The following is a 16651-nucleotide window of genomic DNA, read 5'->3' as shown; positions in this document are numbered from 1 at the left end:
GATTTTGGCGCGGCCTACCTTGGCGACTCTTTGAGCTACATGCGTCAGATTGAATCGAACTCTGTGGATTTGATTATGACATCGCCTCCGTTCGCCCTGAAGCGCAAGAAGGAGTATGGCAACGTCAGTGACGAGGAGTATGTGGCATGGTTCATGGACTTCGCGCGTGAGTTCAAACGCGTGCTGAAAGACCAGGGGAGTCTGGTAGTTGACATTGGCGGCACGTGGGTGAACGGACAGGCCACGCGTTCCTTGTACCATTTTGAGCTCGTGATTGCCCTGTGCAAAACGCTCGACTTCCACCTGGCGCAGGAGTTCTATTGGTATAATCCGTCCAAGTTGCCTTCTCCCGCCGAATGGGTGACGGTCCGGCGGACTCGTGTCAAAGACGCAATTGACCCGGTGTGGTGGTTGTCGAAGACCCCGGAGCCGAAAGCCAGCAACTGGCGCGTGCTGAAACCATACAGTGATTCCATGCGCAAGCTCCTTGACAATGGCTACAAGGCCAAGCTGCGTCCATCAGGGCACGAGATTTCGGAGAACTTCTCACGCGATAACCAAGGAGCCATTCCGCCCAATTTACTGACCCTGGCCAATACCGACTCTAACAGCACGTATCTGCGCCAATGCCGCGAACATGGCATCAAGCCACATCCGGCGCGTTTTCCGCACGGCTTACCCGAGTTCTTCATCAAGTTTCTAACCGAACCCGGGGACCTGGTTATTGACCCCTTCGCCGGTAGCAACATCACCGGCGAGGTGGCGGAGCGCTTGCAGAGACGGTGGTTGGCGTTTGAACTCGCGCCCCATTACCTGGAAGGATCGAAGTTCCGATTTCCGAGCCTCAGAGAGGCGTCCTTGTTCAGCAAGGGTTTCGGCGCGTCTACCGCTGAGGAAGATGTTCCTGAGCACTTGACCGCCAACTCCACGACCAACATGTCGCAGTTAGTATTATTAGAGGAACCGGCCTCTTTCGATACAGAGGGTTCTTGAGGTTCAGCAGGATGAAGCGCAGAATAAGGCAAATCATCGTTTTGCTGCTGCTGGCTGCGGCCGCGGCCTTTGTGGCGCCGCAAGCTTATTGGTACGCGGAGGCGCAGGGGCCGGTGCCGCCGGGCGTGCGCCTGGCTGGGTTGGACCTGGGCGCCAGCGATGCGGCGACGATTGACGCGTCGCTGCAATACGCGTTCAGCCAACCGGTCGCGGTCTACTATGACCAGAAGCGCCTGATCCTGCAGCCGCGTGAGATTGGGTTACGCGTCAAGACCGCAGACATGCTGGCCGCGGCCGACGCGCAAACGCGGGGCCTGGGGCGCTGGCGGGGATTCGTCTATCACCTGATGGGACGCGTCACACCGCCGATTACCGTGACCCTGCAATACGCGGTGGACAGCGGCGCGCTGGCAACCTGGCTGGATGACGTGGCCGCGCAGTATGACCGTCCGCCGGAACCGGCGCACGCGCTGCCGCTGGTCAGCGGCAAGATTCCGACCGACACCTTGCCCTTTGTGGCCGGCAAGCCTGGCCTCAGCCTGGCCGCGCAGGAGTCGGTGGCCGGCATCATGGTCGCGTTGAGTTCAGCGGACAAGCGTGAGACGCACCTGGTCCTGGTGGAAACGCCCGCGCCGCCGCCCGGCATCGGCGCGTTACAAGAACTGCTCAGCGCGCGCGCCGAGCACTGGCCGGGCATTGCCACCGTGTTTGTGCGCGATATCGGCCGCGGGCAGGAGGTCAACGTTAATTCCGATGTGGCCTTCGCGGGCATGAGCACTATGAAGCTGGCGATCCTGGTCGAGGTCTTTCGTCACCTGGACAGGCCGCCCAACATCGAGGAGACCAAGCTGCTGACGCAGACGCTGGGCCTGAGTGGCAATTTCAGCGCCAATCTGCTCCTGCGCGTGGTCGGCGATGGCAGCGCGCAGGCCGGGGTTGAGGTGCTGACCGCGTCCATGCGCAAGCTGGGCCTGGTCAACACCTTCATGGCGACGCCCTATGACGTGGAAGCGCAGAGTTTTCGCATCACCACGCCGGCCAACAGCCGCACCGATCTGACGACCAATCCCGATATTCACATGCAGACCACGGCCAGGGACATGGGCCTGCTGGCCGAAATGATTGTGCAGTGTTCCGAAGGCGGAGGCACCCTGCTGGCCGCGTACGCGCCGGACATCACGCAGGCCGAGTGCCAGAAGATGATCGAGATCATCGCGTTGAACAAACTGGAGGCGCTGATTCCCGGTGGCCTGCCCGCAGGCACACGCGTGGTGCATAAGCACGGTTACATCAACGACAGCCATGCGGACGTGGCGATCGTGTGGGGACCGTCGGGGCCTTACGTGCTGAGCATTTTTATCTTCATGCCGCGCTGGGTTTTGTGGGAATTCAGCGATGGCTTCATGGGCGAAGTGAGCCGCGCGACCTGGGACTACTTTACCTGGGCTGCCAGCGCGCCGCGGTGACCGTGCGCGTGTTACGATCGCACCATTCTGGCCGTCCAATGTGACAGGCGGGACGCACAAAAAGCAGGAAACCGCCAAGACGCGAAGATCGCCAAGTCCTATGCGGTATTCTTTGCGGCCTTTGCGCCTTGGCGGTTCCACATTTCTGTTTGGTTCCGGCTTGTCCCGGTTAGATTTCAGAAAGAAGTAAGAGGAAGAGTACAAGGAGAAGCAACATGAACAAGGACACCCTGCGTCAACTCGTCAACGTGATCGCCCTCGTCGGCGCGCTGATCGTCAACGGCCTGGCGAACGCCCTGCCCCTCAACGGCAAGCAGACCGGTGAAATTTCGGACAGCTTTGCTGTCTTTTTTGTACCGGCCGGCTATGTTTTCGCCATTTGGGGTATCATTTACATCGGATTGATCGCTTTCGGCATCTACCAGGCGCTGCCCAGCCAGCGTGAGAACCCGCGGCTGCGCAGCCTGGGTTACTGGTTTGCGCTGAGCTGCCTGGCAAACGGCATCTGGATCTTCCTCTGGCACTACGAGTTGTTCCCGCTGACCCTGGTCGTTATGCTGATCCTGCTCGTCTCGCTGCTGGTCATCTACCAGCGGCTGCGCATTGGACAGGCGCCGGTCAGCGCGGTGGAGCGCTGGGCGGTCCACGTGCCGTTCAGCATCTACCTGGGCTGGATCACCGTGGCGACCATTGCCAATGTGACCGATCTGCTGGAATACTGGGGGTGGAACGGCTTTGGCATCAGCGGACCGGTTTGGGCGGTCATCATGCTGGCCGTGGCCTCAGCCGTGGCCTACCTGATGGCGCAGACGCGCCGCGATGTCGCGTATCTGCTCGTACTCGTGTGGGCCTTCATCGGCATTGCCGTCAAACAGGCCGGCACGCCCCTGGTCAACATCAGCGCCTGGGTCGCGACCGCGCTGGTCGTCGGCTGCGTGGCGCTGGCGCTGCTGACGCGGCGTTCGGCAGGGGGCATGGCTGCGGCGTAGGGGGCGGTGTTTCGAGAGCCGATACGTTGCAGATCGGACATTCCGCTTCCGCAACACTCTCCTGCCTTGCCGGGCGAGTTTTGTGTAAATCGGATCCGACAGTGCTGTCTTTAGAATAGGCATGGGGAGCGCAATACGTGTTGCGCTCCCCATGTTTTTGCAAGCACTGGTTTCACACGATCAGATTAACGCAATTACTGATAGGTCACGCTGACGGCCACGTAATCCAAGCTGAAGTCGCGATCCAGCGCGCCGGCGACCGAGGTGAGGCGAACTCGAAAACCCACGTTGTTGAGATCGGCGGTTGTCCAACTACGCCCCCATGTGTCGGCAACACCGCCAAGTGTGTGGGTTGTCTCGACCGTGTTGAGCGTGGATGTTGCTTTGGCTAACGTCCAGTTGAGACCACCATCACCTGACAGTTCAACACACAATTTGGGTGCGCCGACGGTGCTGTCTGCGTTAGCATCAAGCCGCACCTGGATACCTCTGATAACCGCACTGGCAGGTAGCGGCAGGTTGAAATTATAATACGCATGCCGATCTTTGCGGGCTGAGCCGCAACTGGTGCTGGTTCCTGTGCCGCTATCTATGTCAGCCGCGGACACACCGCCATCGGCGTAGGCACCGGCAGGATTGACCTCGAAGCCGTTGCCGTCGCCGCCACCGACCGGCAGATTCGTCGAAGGGCCTGCAAAACCGGTATTGAGTACCGGTGCCGTAGGAGTTGCGGTCGGCCCGTTCGTAGATGTGGGCGTTACGGTTGGAGATAGCACAAGCGTAGGCGTTTTTGTTGGCTTTCGCGTCCTTGTGGGCGTCGGAGTAAACGTCGGTGACGGCCCGCCCGTTGGTATCAGGGTGGGCGTCGGCGACGGGCCACTTGTTGGCGTGACCGTCGCAGTCGGTGTGGGCGCCGGCGTAAAGGTCTTTGTCGGTTTTGGCGTGCGCGTCGGCGTATTCGTGGGAATCTGCGTTCCCTGGGTTGGTGTCCGCGTGGCCGTAATTGTCGGCGTGAAGGTCAACGTAGAGCTGGAAGTTGGTGTACGGGTGGGTGTTGAGGTTGCTATCCATGTAGGCGTGTTGGTGGGCGTTGGGGTGGGCGTCGCCACGGAAGCCCAAAATCCACTGATTACCTGGTAATCGGTGGACTGTAGGCGAGCTGCACCGAAAACCTGACCACTTGTACCCATCTGCTGGTAGCCGACTGATGTCTTGACTCCGCCGCTCATCGCCAGCACGCTACGGGCGAGCACGTAACTGGTTGATTCCGGACGGCGGCTATCCGGAGTGGCCTCGGGGGCAGGCAACTGGGCGACAGCCCGTTGTGGTGTACTGGTGAAAAACAGAGATGAGCCCCTGGTCAAGGGCTTTGATTCTGACGTGAGCGGTGCGAGAACCAGATGGGAGTTTATTCCAGCCTGTGTTGACAGATTACGCGTCGACTCCTGGTCAGAACTGCGTACCGTCTCTCGGCTGAGGTGAAAAATCACTGGGTGGGCCAGCGAGGGGGCCGGAGTTGCTACTGGCAATAGGGAGGTTGCTGATGCCATGAGCGTCGGCGGTACAGCAGTTAGCCTCAATCCCGTTGCAATGTCGGTCACTGGAATACCCAATGCAAGATATCCTAGGTCGACCGACGCCTCAGTGGCTTCTGACAGCCTGCCGGCAAAGCTTACGTTGATCGTGGTATCGGTCAACGCATAGCCTAAGTTAGCTGCAGACTGGGAAGGTGACAGTGCCCGACACGCGCCGCAGCACATGCCGCTGCATGCGGCGTATGAGAGGTCGTTCGTGTTGGGGTTTCCTCCCTGTTGTGCGTAAAACGTTTTGACGTTTGTTTCCCAATCTGCGCAACCCGACCCGCAATAGACAACGCCGATATCATGGATTGTATTGCGCCCCTGGTCAAGATACACCTGGCGCAAGCCCTGGGTCACCCGTCGAACGCCGGCATCCCAGGTCGTCAAGTCCCAGCAGTTGGGCCAGCCGCCACCCCAACCCCAGGCGTTGTGGTTCTGGGTGGCACAACTGCCATTCGTGCCGAAGCTCGACTCTGCCCCCGCGATCGCCACGATGAGGCGGGGATCAACGTTCCAATCTGCTGCAGCAGCAACAAAGGTAGCGCCATAGCCAGAAAGGGGCGAATCTGCCCGCTTGCAGGCCACGTATCCCGCAATCTGATCTGCACCACAACCACCTGCGCAAGTATCGAGACGAACAGAGTCGGTTGCTGCTGCGTGCCGATTTACCGAATGTGTCTTATCGGCTGGCTGAGCGGCCTGGCGCGCCGCCGGCTCGATAGTTACTACCGATGGGGCGTCTTGCGTCAATCCTATTGGGACGGGCGTTGCGCTTGTCGGCGTAGTAGCCGGGAGAGGGGAAAGAGATCGGTCGACATTGAACGGGGAGCCATCTGAGATCAACGGCAAAGCTGCCAGTTTGAGCCCGAGCGACGCCTTCCGTGATGGATCGACCGCAAGAGAATGAATCAGGCTACAACCGCAGCAGGCACCGACGCCATCATTAGTCACCCAACTGTAGGGATACTTGATTATCCCGTCTCGCTCGATGTAGCCATCCCCGTAGTTCCCTGAGCCCGGATGCACAACCCAGCGGGATAATCTTACATCGTCAAGATCCACATAACTACCATTGAACAACAGGCTGAAGTGGACGTGAGGCGCCGAAGCCGATCCTCCCGCACACGTCTCACAGCCAACCGCGCCAACGTTGCCGTTGCGGCCGATAGCACCACCCGCTATCGTGTTGAGAATGTGGTAATAACTGGTGGTCCAGCCGCCACCGTGATCAACCCGAATCCAGCAACTGTAGCCACTGGGGTGATAGGCATTACCTCCGGCTGCTGCGACCGCCCATCGGTTGGGAGGGTTATTACAACTGCCTTCTGACGTCAGAAAATCCATCGATGACCAGGGGCGTGGACCGCCGCCACCATTCCAATTATGCATGCCATTGAATTTCCATGTTTCACCAAGTGGAAATGGAAACTGGAGCAAATCAGCCGGCGGCAGGTCGGTTGGATTGATCTGGTTCGTCTCACTCAACGGATCATTGGCAGGGAACAGGCGCTCGTACGTGGCTAGAAAACCCGTCGGCGAGCGCGGAGAGACCTTGGTCTGCCATTCGGTCGTTGTGGTTGACTGCGCGGCCAGGATGGCCGCCACCGCGTAGGTGCTGGAACTGGCAGGATTGGCTAACTCGATAACTTCTCCCGTTGCCAATGTGACAACCGGCGGATGGGCCGTGGGTGAGACTTTGGCTCGGGTTCCATACAGGTAAAGATGATCGTAGAATGCCTCTGCCATGTCCACCGTGCTTTGCTCAATGGTAACTGCAATCGTATCGGGAACAGCCTGGTTGGGCTGTGTCACCAGGTGATCCGTCATTTCGAGCACCGTGAGTACAACGCGCGGATTCACACTGGCGTACGCTGTCCAGTTGGCGATTGTATCGCTGACTGCAACCAAAGGACTGTCGAGATCGCGCAAATACCGTTCGATGTCAAAATCACCGACATTCGGGCCGTAGACAAACTCGCCGTCCGAGAGAATGGGTGCAATCTGACTTTCGGTACGCTGCACCACCATCTGGGGATTGTGCAATATCGCGGCAGTCGCCGGGTAGGCAGCGAGAATCAAGATCGCCCATACGCCGACCGACCAAACATGGTGCTGAATTCTTGTGCCGTGCATAAGGCCTCCTCAACGTGTATCACAAGACAAGCTGCCGAGGAACCAGTTCACCACTTGCGGATCATCGCCTTGATGATCGCGCACGCCATCAAAACCCTCCAGCGCCTGGGCAATAACACTACCCGGTTTAGGATTGTTGTTGACCATCGCATAGCCTGGTACGCTCGATGCCACCAGGATATCACCACGCTGTACTGGTCCTAACACTTTGATCTTTTCGGCACCGATAATTATTGGTTTACCCAACGTGCTGGCAACCGCCTGTACGAGACGGTCATCAGCCATCGTGCAGTGTTCGAGTTGACCCAAACCCCAGCAGAGAACGTCCCCTTCTTCAAAGCGATCGATGCGACTATTTTCTTGTTCGGCCTCTGTTTGCAGATTTGTCTCCACCAACCCGCCGCACGAGACTTGCCCTTTGAGTCGAATACCGCCAGCAAAATCGTTATCGTAATTGATGGTCAGTGTATCGTTGAGATCATTCACCATGGCTCGACCACCGCCGCGTCCCCGTACTCCTCCATGATGAAATCGGTTCCCTGCAACCTCAAGAAGTGGCCTGCAGTGAGATCGCTTTGGCTCTTGACATCGCCAGCCGGAGAAACTGTAAAATAGACTAATCCATCGTGATGAAGTCTGAATTGACCGCGATTGTTGTCGACAGTCCAACTATTGCCAGAATCGCCGGCTCGTAATGTAATTTCACCACCCTCACCGCTATTAGGCGGGCCGATCGCCGCGTTGCCATCGACCGTCAGATTGCCGGTGACCGTATCGCCGCTAACGTTGAAAAAGCGGGAGTCGCTCTCACCTTTTGTGTAGTAGAACGCATCGTGGTTGTGCGTGGCTGGAGCAAAGGCGGATGAGTCCAGATTATCCAGTTTATCGGCATCGCGTGCCTTGAATGAATCAGCGATATCGCTTTCATCCACGGTGTTGTCTGTGATATCGGCGCTACTGACCTGCCCGTCCTGGATCTTGGCCGTCGTGACGGCGCCGTCCGCGATCTTGATCGTCGTGACGGCGCCGTCCGCGATCTTGATCGTCGTGACAGCGCCATTTGACACAGTCTGCGCCTCCACCGCGAATGCCACGCTGGCTAACTGTTCGCGTGGAGTGAGTGTTTCCCCGTTGACGATCAGCTCCAGATAGGCATCACCTGTGAGGCAAGCCGTGTTCATGGTCGTGACCCGCCCAAGCAGCACCTGGAAATGGCCGGTCTGCACGTTGACGGCATTAGCGCCTGTGCGGTCTTCTGTCCAGCAGGCCGTGCCCCCGGTGACCATCGTATAGAGTTTGAATGTCATCGGCATGGCCGGGTTGCTGATCGGGTTGCCGTTACTGTCCAATAAATTGCCCTGGTAGCTGAACATAATGCTACTTGGAGCGTCGGGACTGACGGGCGCAATGCCAGGATTCCCTGGCGGCTCATCGCCCTGACCGACCGGTCGAGCCGCGGCGCTCTGTACGAGCAGCACTAGGATCAGCAGTAAGAAAAGCGTCACGTTTAGCACGTGCATGGGTTTTCGAGTAAGCATGAGTTGTTCCTCCTGGATTCAAGATGGGTCAAGCGAAAGAAATGCGCAGCGCTGTTTCGACGCAGCCGATAAGCATCTCGGTGTTGGTCTGTAACAGAATTCCGACAGTTGCATTGAGCAGACGTCTACGGACTGCCCTGCCCACAGCTTGGGCATGTGTTGTACTGGCTCATACGCTGCCAGCAAGCCAAACAGGCTGTCCAGCCGCAGTGCTTACACGCGTGCAGGTCGTGTAAGTAGCCGCACTGCGGGCATGCGTCGCGTCCGCGGCTGTAGGTCAGCAGCGTGGCCGCCGCGGTCAATACACCCGCCCCTAACGTGATCATCCACTTCATAGTCTTACCGATGTGCATTTTGTCCTCCATATCCTTGACGTTGATACGCCTCTAATCAGGCTTTTGACCTCTGGGTTCAAAACCATCATTCCGGCTCCTACTGTCGAACGCGCTTCCCACCGCCTGCGGCTAAGCTGTCGTAGCGCCAGCCGATTTGACCCCAAAAGCCCAAGTATGATAAAATGAAATCAGTCTCAGGGAGAGGCTGGAGCCGATGATTGTTGGTTCAACATACCAGATCGGCTCTTGAAATTGTGGAAAAAGTTGCCAGTTCGCTTGCCAAAACGCTTATGCCCGATCCAGATGCTAGTCTTCTCGTGCAGGAAATTGGTCAGTACATCCGTTGGCTACGTCTGCGCCAGGGTCTGTCGGCCCAGGAGTTGGCATGCCAGCTCGATTATGACCCTTCGGTTGTGTCCAAAGTAGAACGCGGCCAGCACATCAGCCCAACCTTCATTGATAAACTGCTGACGTCCGATGCCCTCAGTCTCGATGATGATATGCGCGCACATCTGCGCACCTATCGCCAGGCGCTGATCGAGGCCAAGCGCTTCCACCGCCAGCAGGGGTTGGATCTGATCCCAAGACCAGGCCCGGAAGCACCCGACGCCGCCACGCCCAATGCGTTGCCAGCCTCGATCACGGCAGCGGCCTCTGAACCGGCGCCGGCCGAATCGCCCCCTCCCTTGCCGGTCGCCACGGTCGCACTGCTACCTCCCGCGCTGGTCGCCATCACGCGGGCACGGTGGTATCCTGCCTGGCAAACATATCAGCCTGCATTGCGCAGTCGTCGTGTTCTAGCGTTGGTAATAAGCAGCGGGTTGATTCTGTTGTTCAGCGTGGCTCTACTGCGAAGTTACAATCCGTTCGGGCGCTACGTGCTGGGTGCATTGAATTTCGACCTGGCCTGCCAGCAACAGTTTCCTGGCCTGACAGACGGCAGGTCAGCAGTTCTCTTGAATCCACACAACCCCTTCAGTTGGCGCTGTCCCTATCAATTCACGATGGGTGAAATGACCCGTGAGGGCGACATGGACACCAACGTCGCCTGCCGGGAACAGTATGGTTCCCTGTCGGCCTGGTCAGAGCTCCGTGATCAGCAGGACGCCCGCTCGTGGTACTGCGCTGATTCCTTGCCTCCGAAAGGGAGTGTTGCAGCGCAGAAGTGATCCTGCTGAGGTAGCCGGACGCATATCCAATAAAAGACGGTCATTTTGCAAAAGCAAAATGACCGTCTTTCCTGCCATTCGAATGAATCGCTTGCCCTGTGACAACTTCATTTGATCGCTAATACAATAGCCAGTGCTTTCGCGATCAGCTGTTGCTGCAACGGGAGTTGGCGGAACTCGTTCAAGATCTGTCCTTGAGTCATGTTTCCTCCGCATGCTCTCACCAAGGCGGTGTCCCCGCTCTATCCCTAACAGCGACACTCATGATACCCTCCATGAAGAAGTATTCGACCACAAGGAACGCAGAGATCACAAAGAAACGGCAGATTAGCCGCATATCGGCAACGTCTCTGTGCTCTTTGTGATCTCTGCGGTCAAAAACCCGCCCCCTACGCCTCGGTGATGGTGACGCTCGACATCACGTCGCCCTGACGAATGGCGTTGACGACGTCCATGCCTTTGACGACCTTGCCGAAGACGGTATGCATGCCGTTCAGGTGCGACTGCGGCGAGTGCGTGATGAAGAACTGGCTGCCGTTGGTGTTCGGCCCCGCATTCGCCATCGAGATGACGCCGGTCTCGTGCTTGAGTGGGTTGCCGCGCGTTTCATCCTCGAAGCGGTAACCCGGCCCGCCACTCCCGCTGCCGGTGGGATCGCCGCCCTGGATCATGAAATTGCTGATGACCCGGTGAAACGAGACGCCATCATAAAAACCGTCGCGCGCCAGGAAAACGAAATTGTTGACCGTCTTAGGCGCGTACTGCGCGGACAGGGCTACCTCGATCGTGCCCCGGTTGGTGACGATGGTTGCCGTGTAATTTTTCTTGACATCAATCTTCATCGCCGGGGGGGTGCTCCACTGCTTCGCCATATTTTTTGCTGATCCTCTCTTGATTTGTGTACCTGCGGCATAGCATCTGCCGAACAGGCAACCTATTATACCACACGGGGTCTTGGATTGGAGACGGGCGACGCAGAGCGTCACGGGCGGGGAGTGCGGGTGTCTCGCCCGCCGCTCCTGTCCCCAACGTGTGACGTTCGCGGTGACGCGAATCACACCTGCGAGTTTTCCTTGAGGAACGCCACGATCTCCTGCAGATAGCCAAAGGCCAGCCCGGTGACGGTGTCGGCCGCGCCATAATAAATGGCGACCCGGCCAGTGGCCGCGTCGGTCAGCGCGGCGCAGGGAAAAACGACATTCCAGCAGACGCGGGGATCGTAGCGGTAGGCCAGCGCGCCGATCTCGGTATCATGGCAGCGGAATGCGATCGGCTGCGGGTTGATGCGCCAATGGATGCCGTCAGCGCTGAAGCCGGCATGGATGTTCATGCGGCGGGCGCGGTCGTCGCAGCGAAAGACGCCCGCGAAGCCGTCACCGAAGGGCACGACCGCGCTGTTGAAGATGCTGTTGGCGGTCGGAATGGCGTCGCGGGCAATGATGGGGTTGCGGCTGAAACGCCAGACAACGTCCGCACAGGCGGGCGGCCGCTCTTCCCAGGGGATGTTCGGCTGCGGCGAACCGGCGATCATCAGCGAAGATGAGCTACGGGGCAACGTCCTCGTTAGGCAAAGGATCAGACGGCATAGGCCTCCTCTTTTCTTCTGCAATCAGGGCTACTCCTTCTGCAGCCGATAGTGTACCTGCGTCCCGCCCGGCGCGGGAAGGCGCAGGAGGTCGGTGGCGATGTAGCCGCGGCCCAGGTAGGTCTCGAAGACGAGGCGCGTCTGCAGGCGCCAGTCCAACGCCAGGGCCAGGTCGGCCCGCTTGAGGGCCTGGATGTCGGCCGGAATCTCCACATGCACCACGTCCGTCTCCAGGCCCAGGTCGGTGCGCAAGATGCGCCGGCCCAGGCCGTCGCCGGCGCAGGGGTTGGCCTGCGGCCCGGCCAACGGTTCGGCATACAGAATTGCGCCCGCGGCCAGGCGGTTGACGCGCTCGCTGTTGATCCACCACATGGCCTGCAAGCGGTCGCTGGGCAGGCCGCGGCCCAGTTCGCCGAAGTCCTCGCCAAACAGGTTGCGGAAGTACGTTGCCACCGTGGCGCCCAGGGTGTGCAGATTCAGGCGCGCGTTGGGCGCCTCCAACGGGTCGAACGTCCAGGTGATCAGTTCGATGCCCAGGGCCAACATGCGCTGGCGCTGCGCCCATTTCAGGCTGGCGGCCACCCCCCGCCCGCGGTGCTCCGGCAGGACGCCCATCGTCTGCGAGCAGAGCTTCAGGCGCCGGCCCTCGTGCAGCCCCAGGAAGCCGAACAGAAACCCGATCATCTGGCTGCCGTCGAACGCGCCCAACACCGTGCCGCCGCTGGTTGCCGCCGTGTTCAGCAGCGGCACATACAGCCCTTCGCCCTGGCTGAAACCCCAACAGCGCTGTTGAATCTGGCGCACCTGCACAAATTCGTCGTAGGTCGTCAGGTCGCGAATCGTGATGCTCATGCGGTCACCTGTTGATAAACCGCCAGGGTCGCCTGCGCGCAGCGTTCCCAGGTAAAGGTCGCGGCCCGCTGCATCCCCTGCTCACGCAGATGCGCGGCCAGCGCCTGATCGCCCAGCGCCTGCTCCAAAGCCTCCGCCAGCGCATCCACACGGGTCGGATCGGCCAGCAGCGCCGCGCCGCCGGCCACTTCGGCCATCGCGCCGCGATCGCTGGTGACCACCACCGCGCCGCACGCCTGCGCCTCCAGGATGGGCAGGCCAAAACCTTCGGCCAGCGATGGAAAGGCAAAGGCCGCGGCGCCGCTGTAGAGCGCAGCCAGTTCGCCATCCGTCACCGCAGGCAGCCAGGTCACGGGGTCATGCAGGTCGAGCCGGGCGCTGGTCTGCTGCACGCGCAGGCTGGCGTTGCCGGGCGGGCCGACCAGCACCAGGGTCAGGCCCGACCGCCCGCGCCCGCGCCGCACCTGCGCAAACGCCTCCAGCAGGCGCACCAGGTTCTTGCGCTCCACCTGCGCGCCCACGTTCAGGATGAACGGCGCACGCACCCCCAGGCGCGTCAACACGGCCGCGATGCCCTCTGCGGCCACAGGCCGGAAGATGGGGTTGCAGCCGTGCGGGATGACGTGCAGATGCGCCGCGCCCACGCCGTAGACTCGGGCCAGATCGCGCGCCGCCTGCTGTGAGGGGGTCAGGATGGCTGCAGCCTGGCGCAGACCCCGACGCAGGGACAGGCGGTGAAACAGGCGCCAGGCCGGGTGGAACGCCTGCCAGCCATCCTCCAGGATCGTGTCATGACAGGTGATGACCAGGCGACAGCCCAGGGGCAGCAGCGGCGCAATAAACGCCGGTGCGTGCAGCAGGTCAGGGCGGCGTCGCCACAGGTGCAGAGGCAACCCCAGCTCGACGCCGGCCATGAAAGCCGCGCCATCGGCCAGTTTGCGCAGCATGTCCGGCTTCGAGGCGGGGCCGGCCGCGCAGAATTCTTCGATCTCGAATTCAGGTGGCGCCTCGCGACGCAGAGCGGCCAGCAGCTCGCGACCGTAGACGCCCACGCCGCTGCGGTTACGCGCCGGAAAAGTCATATCGAAGACGATGTGCATCAGTCAAACCTCTGCCTGGGACACGGGCGGCGGTCTGGCCGGCCGCCGCGGTTCCAACCAACTGCGGGGGTCGCCGCGCACAAATCCAACCCGGCGCGCCAGGATCGCGAAGGCGCCGCCGCCGACCAGGATCAAAACCAGCAGGCGCAACAGCAGCGCGGGCAGCGTCGCGCCCAGCGCCGGCTGCAGCCACACTTCCGCCAGCCAGCCAGCCGCCAGGGCCGCCGCCGTCGCGGGCAGGAGCAGGCGCAGGTCGTGCAACAAGCGGCGCCAGGCCAGGGCCTGATGTCGCTGCACCAAAACCAGGGCGAGCAGGCTGGTCGAGATCAAGGCGGTGGTCGAAAGCGCCAGCGCCAATCCCAACGCGCCCCACGCGCGACTGCAAAGCGCGGCCAGGGCCAGGTAACAGGTCAGGCTGACGGCCGCCACCCACAGCGGCGAGCGCACATCCTGGCGCGCATGAAGAGCCTTGAGCAAAATAGCGCCCAACCCGGCCGGCGCCAGGCCCAGGGCGTAACCTTGCAGTAGAATGGCGGTCTGGGCGCCATCCTGCGCGGAAAAGAGGCCGTGCTGATACAGCAGCGTCACCAGAAGCTGGCTGCCGCTCATCAGCCAGGCGGTTGCCAACAGCAGCAGCGGCAGCGCCGTGCGCAGCCCGCTCGCCAGCGCCGCGCTGAAATCGGCCCGGTTGATCTGCAGCGCCGCCAGCCGGGGGAAGATGACGACGGCCAGCGAGCCGGCCACCAGGAAGAGCGGCAGTGACGCCAGCTTCTGCGCCAGGGTCAGCCGCGCGACCGCGCCCGTGCCCAGGTGCGAGGCAAACACCCGCTCGATCAAGGTCATGACCTGCGACAGGCTGACATAAGCGAACAGCGGCAGGCTGAGCATCAGCACCCGCCGCAGCGGTCTCGTGGGAGCGAACCGTACCGCGGGATTCATCCCGTCAACGGGTGCGGGCAGGGCATGGGGATTGCGGCCCGCCGCCCACAGGCCGGGCAGATGCAGCAGCAACTGCATCGCCATCCCCAGGGCCAACGCCAGCGCCAGTTCTGGCACGCTCACCGCAGGCCACAGCCACAGCACGATCAGCGCCAGCGCGCTGCCCAGGCCAGGCGTCAGCGCGGGCAGGACGAAATGATCGGCCGCGTTGAGCAGGCTGCCCGTCAGGCCGGCCAGGATCAGGCAGACCGCGCCAGGCCAGAAGGGGCGCAGCGCCTGCACCGTCAGCGCCTGGGTCGCGGCGTCGAAACCGGGAAAGAGCAGATTGACCAGCGCAGGCGTCAGGAACACAGCCAGCACGGCCAGGGGGATCAGACCCACGGCCACGCTGAGCAGCACCTGCCAGGTCAGGCGTCGGGCCTGGCTGGGGCTGTGGCCGGCCATCTCCAGGTAGACCGGCACCACGGCCGGCGCCAGGGTGCCAGCCACCAGCATCTGCTGCAGAATGGCGGGCAGCAGCAGCGCGCTGAAGATCGCATCACTGGCCGGGCTGGCGCCGAAGCGCGCCGCGAGCGCGGCATCGCGCAGGTAGTTCAACGCGTTGACGGTCAGCGTCAGCCCCAGCACCAGGGCTGCGGTCCGGCGCAGGTTAGCGGCCATGCGTCCCTCCGGCGTCATCCCGCGCTCGCACCCGCTGCGCCAGGCTGTGCCAACCGCGGCCGTTCCATGAGATCAGCAGGCGCGCCCAGAAGCGGACATGCGCCAGCCAGAAGAAGGGCGAGGCGCTCAACCGCGGGTAGAGCGCGGCCAGTTCGCCGCGCGAATGAAACAGCGTATGTCGCACGGCCAGCAGGCGTTCGCGCCGATTGCGCGGCCAGACGCGCAGCATCTCTCCGGGCGGCGCGGGCGCGTCGGCGCCGGTGGTGCGATTGGCAAGGCTGCTGGTCTCGATCCACGCGGCCAGCGGCGCATGAACCTGGGTTGCCAGCCGCGCGGCTGACGCAGCCAGCGGCCCGTCGGGCTGATAGTGCGCCAGCAAGCCCAGGGCCGGATAGAGGAAACGAGCGCCATCGGGCGAAAGCGGGGCCAGGTCAGGCGAATGACGCTGCGCCATCAAGCTGAGGTCAACCAGGTGGACCAGGCGCAGCAGGCGTTCCAGCATGGAGACCGAGGCATGGGCAACCAGGTGATGCAGCAAATCCGCGGTCGTGGGCACCCAGGCCGTCGTACCCAGGAACGGGCGCGGCCGGGCATGTTGCCAGAGCTGCGCGGTCAGGTCATAGCTGGCCCCGCGGAACTCCTCGCGCACATGGCTGTGCAGATCGAGGGGGCGGGGATTGTCCGGGTGATCCTGCGTCCAGGAGACGATGGCGGCCGCGCCGGGCGGATGCAGAACGATGTGGCGCCAGGTGCGATTTTCGATCCGATAGCCGAGCGTCTGCACCACCTGCGTCGCGCGGGCCAACTGCTCCGGCTGCACCAGGATGTCCAGATCGTGCAGGGCGCGCAGAGCGGGGTCAGGATAGAGGCGATTTTCGAGCAGGAGGCTGCCCTTGAGCGGCATGGCCGGGATGCCGGCCTGCGCCAGGCTGGTCAGCAGGCCGTTCAGTTCGTCGAGCAGACGCTGGTTGCGCCGCGCGTTGCTGCGATAGCCGGTCTCGATCACCGCCTGCACCGCGGGCGGCAGCTGCGAGCGCCAGGGCATGCCCCACAGCAGCGGCAGCACGCCCTGCAGATACGCGGTCAGGCCAAAGGTTTCCCAGGCCGCGGTCGGCCACGTGCTGACGATGGTCGGCGGCTGTTTTGGCTGCAGAACCCAGGCAGCCAGCGCTTCCACGGCCTGCGAGTACCAGACCTTGTGCGCGGCGGTCAGTGGTAGATCCAAACCCTAACTCCCTAACCTGAAAATGGCTTCGCGTCAAGACGCCAGGAAGCACACGGCCCTCAGTTTACACCTTTCCTCCCTGACCTG

General features: G+C 61.6%; 14 protein-coding genes. 4 read left to right on the top strand and 10 right to left on the bottom strand.

From position 1 onward, the window contains the following. Window positions 1-39 precede the first annotated feature (39 nt). The 3 genes from IPM84_17110 (at window position 40) to IPM84_17100 (ending at window position 3448) form a co-directional block, all read left to right on the top strand. Window positions 40-993: a site-specific DNA-methyltransferase gene (locus tag IPM84_17110; protein ID MBK9094447.1), complete on the top strand. Its 954-nt coding sequence runs from the start codon at window positions 40-42 to the stop codon at window positions 991-993. An 11-nt stretch (window positions 994-1004) separates the two neighbouring features. After that, on the top strand, window positions 1005-2459 hold the full coding sequence (locus IPM84_17105) for a serine hydrolase (GenBank protein ID MBK9094446.1): 1455 nt from the start codon (window positions 1005-1007) through the stop codon (window positions 2457-2459). Window positions 2460-2674: 215 nt separating this feature from the next. After that, window positions 2675-3448 carry a tryptophan-rich sensory protein gene (locus IPM84_17100; GenBank protein ID MBK9094445.1) on the top strand — a complete coding sequence of 258 codons (774 nt, stop codon included), beginning with the start codon at window positions 2675-2677 and terminating at the stop codon, window positions 3446-3448. Between the two features lie 194 nt (window positions 3449-3642). Here IPM84_17100 and IPM84_17095 read toward each other — a convergent pair whose 3' ends face one another. The 4 genes from IPM84_17095 to IPM84_17080 form a co-directional block, all read right to left on the bottom strand. After that, window positions 3643-7161 (bottom strand): M23 family metallopeptidase, encoded by a 3519-nt coding sequence (locus IPM84_17095; protein ID MBK9094444.1) that lies wholly within the window; start codon window positions 7159-7161, stop codon window positions 3643-3645. A gap of 9 nt (window positions 7162-7170) precedes the next feature. After that, window positions 7171-7650 (bottom strand): hypothetical protein, encoded by a 480-nt coding sequence (locus IPM84_17090; GenBank protein MBK9094443.1) that lies wholly within the window; start codon window positions 7648-7650, stop codon window positions 7171-7173. Further along, window positions 7644-8699 carry a hypothetical protein gene (locus tag IPM84_17085; protein ID MBK9094442.1) on the bottom strand — a complete coding sequence of 352 codons (1056 nt, stop codon included), beginning with the start codon at window positions 8697-8699 and terminating at the stop codon, window positions 7644-7646. Before IPM84_17085 ends, IPM84_17090 begins: the two co-directional genes overlap by 7 nt. A gap of 125 nt (window positions 8700-8824) precedes the next feature. Further along, entirely contained in the window at window positions 8825-9052 is a 228-nt protein-coding gene (locus IPM84_17080; protein ID MBK9094441.1) for a hypothetical protein, read from the bottom strand. A 272-nt stretch (window positions 9053-9324) separates the two neighbouring features. On the opposite strand from IPM84_17080, the gene IPM84_17075 reads away from it, so the two are divergent. Beyond that, entirely contained in the window at window positions 9325-10203 is an 879-nt protein-coding gene (locus IPM84_17075; GenBank protein ID MBK9094440.1) for a helix-turn-helix domain-containing protein, read from the top strand. Between the two features lie 389 nt (window positions 10204-10592). Here IPM84_17075 and IPM84_17070 read toward each other — a convergent pair whose 3' ends face one another. The 6 genes from IPM84_17070 to IPM84_17045 form a co-directional block, all read right to left on the bottom strand. After that, complete coding sequence (locus tag IPM84_17070; GenBank protein MBK9094439.1) at window positions 10593-11075, bottom strand: peptidylprolyl isomerase; 483 nt, start codon at window positions 11073-11075, stop codon at window positions 10593-10595. Window positions 11076-11257: 182 nt separating this feature from the next. Further along, window positions 11258-11734, bottom strand: a complete 477-nt coding sequence (locus tag IPM84_17065) for a hypothetical protein (protein MBK9094438.1) — start codon at window positions 11732-11734, stop codon at window positions 11258-11260. Between the two features lie 84 nt (window positions 11735-11818). Further along, the gene (locus tag IPM84_17060; protein ID MBK9094437.1) at window positions 11819-12640 is read right to left on the bottom strand and encodes a hypothetical protein; all 822 of its coding nucleotides are present in this window, start codon (window positions 12638-12640) and stop codon (window positions 11819-11821) included. Next, window positions 12637-13740, bottom strand: coding sequence for a glycosyltransferase family 4 protein (locus IPM84_17055; protein MBK9094436.1), 1104 nt, complete (start codon window positions 13738-13740; stop codon window positions 12637-12639). The genes IPM84_17060 and IPM84_17055 overlap by 4 nt, the downstream gene beginning before the upstream one ends. A 3-nt stretch (window positions 13741-13743) precedes the next feature. After that, window positions 13744-15339, bottom strand: coding sequence for a hypothetical protein (locus IPM84_17050; GenBank protein ID MBK9094435.1), 1596 nt, complete (start codon window positions 15337-15339; stop codon window positions 13744-13746). After that, window positions 15329-16564, bottom strand: a complete 1236-nt coding sequence (locus IPM84_17045; protein MBK9094434.1) for a nucleotidyltransferase family protein — start codon at window positions 16562-16564, stop codon at window positions 15329-15331. The genes IPM84_17050 and IPM84_17045 overlap by 11 nt, the downstream gene beginning before the upstream one ends. Window positions 16565-16651: the final 87 nt, after the last annotated feature.

The sequence above is a fragment of the Candidatus Amarolinea dominans genome (assembly GCA_016719785.1).
GTDB lineage: Bacteria > Chloroflexota > Anaerolineae > SSC4 > Amarolineaceae > Amarolinea > Amarolinea dominans.
This window is presented reverse-complemented; position numbering and strand designations above follow the sequence as displayed.

Bases quoted from the DNA above. Each gene is read 5' to 3' on its own strand.
- IPM84_17060 (MBK9094437.1), bottom strand. From the start codon at position 12,640: ATGAGCATCACGATTCGCGACCTGACGACCTACGACGAATTTGTGCAG.
- IPM84_17050 (MBK9094435.1), bottom strand. From the start codon at position 15,339: ATGGCCGCTAACCTGCGCCGGACCGCAGCCCTGGTGCTGGGGCTGACG.
- IPM84_17090 (MBK9094443.1), bottom strand. From the start codon at position 7,650: ATGGTGAATGATCTCAACGATACACTGACCATCAATTACGATAACGAT.
- IPM84_17065 (MBK9094438.1), bottom strand. From the start codon at position 11,734: ATGATCGCCGGTTCGCCGCAGCCGAACATCCCCTGGGAAGAGCGGCCG.
- IPM84_17110 (MBK9094447.1), top strand. From the start codon at position 40: ATGCGTCAGATTGAATCGAACTCTGTGGATTTGATTATGACATCGCCT.
- IPM84_17055 (MBK9094436.1), bottom strand. From the start codon at position 13,740: ATGCACATCGTCTTCGATATGACTTTTCCGGCGCGTAACCGCAGCGGC.
- IPM84_17070 (MBK9094439.1), bottom strand. From the start codon at position 11,075: ATGGCGAAGCAGTGGAGCACCCCCCCGGCGATGAAGATTGATGTCAAG.
- IPM84_17075 (MBK9094440.1), top strand. From the start codon at position 9,325: ATGCCCGATCCAGATGCTAGTCTTCTCGTGCAGGAAATTGGTCAGTAC.
- IPM84_17100 (MBK9094445.1), top strand. From the start codon at position 2,675: ATGAACAAGGACACCCTGCGTCAACTCGTCAACGTGATCGCCCTCGTC.
- IPM84_17105 (MBK9094446.1), top strand. From the start codon at position 1,005: ATGAAGCGCAGAATAAGGCAAATCATCGTTTTGCTGCTGCTGGCTGCG.
- IPM84_17080 (MBK9094441.1), bottom strand. From the start codon at position 9,052: ATGCACATCGGTAAGACTATGAAGTGGATGATCACGTTAGGGGCGGGT.
- IPM84_17085 (MBK9094442.1), bottom strand. From the start codon at position 8,699: ATGCTTACTCGAAAACCCATGCACGTGCTAAACGTGACGCTTTTCTTA.
- IPM84_17095 (MBK9094444.1), bottom strand. From the start codon at position 7,161: ATGCACGGCACAAGAATTCAGCACCATGTTTGGTCGGTCGGCGTATGG.